This window comes from Luteibacter sp. P4_E6, assembly GCF_056401535.1.
In genome coordinates, this window is record NZ_JBFUJE010000409.1 from 1 (window position 1) to 3,558 (window position 3,558).

3 protein-coding genes are annotated in these 3,558 nt (G+C 63.1%); 1 reads left to right on the forward strand and 2 read right to left on the reverse strand.

Annotated features, from left to right (window positions below; translation table 11 throughout):
* On the forward strand, positions 1-793 hold a 793-nt coding region (locus AC1DT2_RS18170), incomplete at its 5' end, for a toprim domain-containing protein (RefSeq protein WP_477297879.1).
* Between the two features lie 15 nt (positions 794-808).
* Here the strand turns inward: AC1DT2_RS18170 and AC1DT2_RS18175 are convergent.
* Complete coding sequence (locus tag AC1DT2_RS18175) at positions 809-1,666, reverse strand: hypothetical protein (RefSeq protein WP_477297880.1); 858 nt, start codon at positions 1,664-1,666, stop codon at positions 809-811.
* Positions 1,667-1,868: 202 nt separating this feature from the next.
* Positions 1,869-3,503 (reverse strand): glucose-6-phosphate isomerase, encoded by a 1,635-nt coding sequence (pgi, locus tag AC1DT2_RS18180; RefSeq protein WP_477297881.1) that lies wholly within the window; start codon positions 3,501-3,503, stop codon positions 1,869-1,871.
* Positions 3,504-3,558: the final 55 nt, after the last annotated feature.

Sequence of the window (3,558 nt, forward strand, 5' to 3'; positions counted from 1 at the left end):
GATCGCCCAGCTCGCCATCGAACGCGCCAGCGCACGCCTCAAGGCCGCCAAGCAGGTGGTTCGCAAGAAGATCACCTCGGGGCCTGCCCTGCCCGGAAAGCTCGCCGACTGCGCCTCGACCGATCTCACCCGCACCGAAATCTTCCTCGTCGAGGGTGATTCGGCAGGCGGCTCGGCCAAGCAGGCCCGTGACAAGGACTTCCAGGCGATCCTTCCGCTACGCGGCAAGATCCTCAACACCTGGGAAGTCGAATCGACCGCCGTGCTCGCATCGCAGGAAGTGCACGATCTCGCCGTGGCGATCGGCTGCGATCCCGGCAAGGACGACCTCAGCGGCCTGCGTTACGGCAAGGTGGTCATCCTCGCCGACGCGGACTCGGACGGCCTGCACATCGCCACCCTACTCTCCGCCTTGTTCCTGAAACACTTCCCCACCCTGGTCAGCCTGGGCCATGTCTTCGTCGCCATGCCGCCGTTGTTCCGCGTGGACGTGGGCAAGCAGGTGTTCTACTGCCTCGATGAAGAAGAAAAGCGCCTGATGCTGGAGAAGGTCGAGCGTGAAAAGATGAAGGGCGCGGTAAGTGTTACGCGCTTCAAGGGCCTCGGCGAGATGAACCCGGCGCAGTTGCGCGAGTCCACCGTCCATCCGGATACGCGTCGCCTGGTGCAGCTCACCATCGAAGCCGACGATGGCACCGCCAAGCTCATGGACATGCTTTTGGCCAAGAAGCGCGCGGGCGACCGCAAGCAGTGGCTGGAAGACAAGGGCGATCTGGCGACGCTGGAAGTCTGATCCAGCAGGCGATCCTCATTGCAGGATCGCCTGGTCGGCGGCGTTGTAGGTGAACGTCGCCCGGCCGTTGACTGATGTCGCGGGCACCCATCGGACGATGGGCACCCACCGCCCAGCTGTCGTTCTGAAATCCTCTTGATCCAGCTTCGCACTGGACAGACCGCTGACGTTACCGGCGATGAAGAAGAACGCCTCGAGTGGCATATTGGCGTGTGTGGTCTGCGGCCAGGCCGCAACCATGATTTCGTTCCAGGTGAAGATGCTCCTCGCCTTTCGTACCTCGACCATTTGCATCCAGGCAACTTCGGGGTCGGGCGCGGCGTCACCGGGTGCGATCTTGAAGGCGCACCCGTAAGAGCCCGCACCGAATTTCGCGAGCCACTGCGCCGCCGTGAGCACGCCCTGCGCATGGCACGGCACCCGGCACTTGTCGGGCAGGCCACTGGTTCCGGCATTGATGACATACGCGCAGTTCACGACCAAGGGGTAGTAGTTGGACGAATCCGAGTAGAAATGCGGATAGACGATGAAGCCATTGGGATAGGCGGAGAGGCCGAAGTTCGAGTCCTCCCGAAGCCAGGAGAACGAAATGCCGCCGGCGGAATTGTTAGGGTTGGGAATCCACGAGTGGTAGCCGGTCGACCAGACCGTTCCACGCATGAGGACGCCTGAGCACAGCACCGCCGGCGTATAGCTCGGCTGGCACGCCGACATATTCTCGTCGTAGCGTCGCTGCAGATGCTGCGCGACGGTAGCGCCGTCTTCCTGCGGAGCCACTCCCTGCGTAGTGATCCGCGGAGCGTGGGTTGCGCAGCCGGCTACCAAAAGCAGAAGGGCAATGACCTTCCAGGGTCGCGCGTGGCGTGTCGTCATGACGCGTCTCCATCCATGGTGACTTTCGTCGCTACTGTTGCCTGACCATCGAGGTGGCGCAATAGTCCGTCGGTTGTAGGGAAGACCTGCGGATTTCCGGCACAAAAAAACGAAAGGCCCGGCAATGCCGGGCCTTTCATTTACAGCCACCGAAGGGATCCGCTGGCAGCTCCCTCTAGGAGGCGCTTCAACGGCGATGCTCTCAACGACGCGAACGAATCGCCGTGATCAGCGCACGCGTTGCCCCGTCGAACTGCGACAGATCACCGGCGTCCTTGTCGTTCGACAGCGAGGGGTAGATCTGCTTGGCGATGACCTTGCCCAGCTCCACGCCCCACTGGTCGAACGCATTGATACCCCACAGGTGACCGAGCAGGAATACCTTGTGTTCGTACAGCGCGATCAGCGCACCCAGCGAATGCGGGGTGAGCGAGTCGAGCATGAACACGGTGCTCGGGCGGTCGCCCTTGAACGTGCGCTGCGCGGCGAGGGCATGACGCTCTTCGTCCGTGCCTGTCTTCGCTTCGGCCAGGGCTTCTTCGTACGTCTTGCCCAGTGACAGCGCGGCCGCCTGCGCAAGCAGGTTCGACGTCAGCACGTCCTGGTTCTCGCGCAGCGGATGCGCCGGCTTGACCAGACCGATGAACTCCAGCGGCACGATATCGGTGCCCTGGTGCAGCGCCTGGAAATAAGCGTGCTGCGCGTTCGTGCCGATGCTGCCCCAGACCACCGGGACGCTCGCCTGCTTCACTTCGCTGCCATCGCTCGGATGCACATGCTTGCCGAGGCTTTCCATCTCCAACTGCTGGAGGTAGGACGGCAGGTCCACGAGCGAATCCACATAGGGAATCACAGCACGGCTGGTGGTACCGAGGATGTTGCGGTTCCAGATCTCGGCGATGGCAAGCAGTACCGGAAGGTTGTCCTTCCATTCCGCACTGCGGAAATGGTCGTCCGTTTCGGCGGCGCCGGCGAGCAGGTCGCGGAAGCCCTTCATGCCGATGGCGAACGCAATGGATGCGCCCACCGCCGACCACAGCGAATAACGACCGCCGACGTAGTCCCACATCGGAAGTACCTGCGAGGCACCCCATTTGTGTACGGCTTCGTCGTTGGAGCTCACGGCGATGAAATGCTTCGAGGCCTTCGCCTCGTCACCGCCCTCGGCCTTGAGGATCCAGTTGCGGAACACGCCGCCGTTGAGCAGCGTTTCCTGCGTGTTGAAGCTCTTGGACACCAGGATGACCAGCGTGCGCGCCGGATCCAGTACCTTCATCAGGTCCGTCGCGGCCTGGCCGTCGACGTTGGTGAGGAAGTGGCTCTTGATGCCATCGACGTGGAACTGTTCGAGCGCATGCACGGCCAGGCGCGGGCCCAGATCCGAACCACCGATGCCGATGTTCACGACGTCGGTGACCCGACCGATCAGGCCGACCGACTCGCCTTCGCCCTTGTGCACGGCGTTGACGAGCGTTTCCATCTTGTCGAGCGCATCGGCGACTTCCTTGCGGACATCGGCCGGTGCTGCCGGATTGCGCGATGCGCCACCGCGCAAGGCGGTGTGCAGCACGGCGCGGTCTTCGGAGGTGTTGATGTGTTTGCCTTCGAACATCGCATCGCGCGCGGCTTTCCAGCCGGTGCTTTCGATGTACTCGCCAACCGCATCGAGCGCGGCGACGTCGAGCTTCTGGCGGGAGGCGTCGAGAAGGATCGGACCCATGCGTCGACGCAGACGCTCACCGCGGGCTTCGTCCTGGACGAGCGCGCGGAGGTTGGTAGCGGCGAGACGGGAGGCGTGCTCCTCGAAGGAGGGCAGACGGTCGTGCTTTGATTCCATGGCTTCCACTTGGCGGCAACGGAGAGGGGAATCCCGATCTTACCGCAGTGCAGCG

Coding starts and splice junctions, on each gene's coding strand:
- pgi (WP_477297881.1), bottom strand. CDS start 3,503: ATGGAATCAAAGCACGACCGTCTGCCCTCCTTCGAGGAGCACGCCTCC.
- AC1DT2_RS18175 (WP_477297880.1), bottom strand. CDS start 1,666: ATGACGACACGCCACGCGCGACCCTGGAAGGTCATTGCCCTTCTGCTT.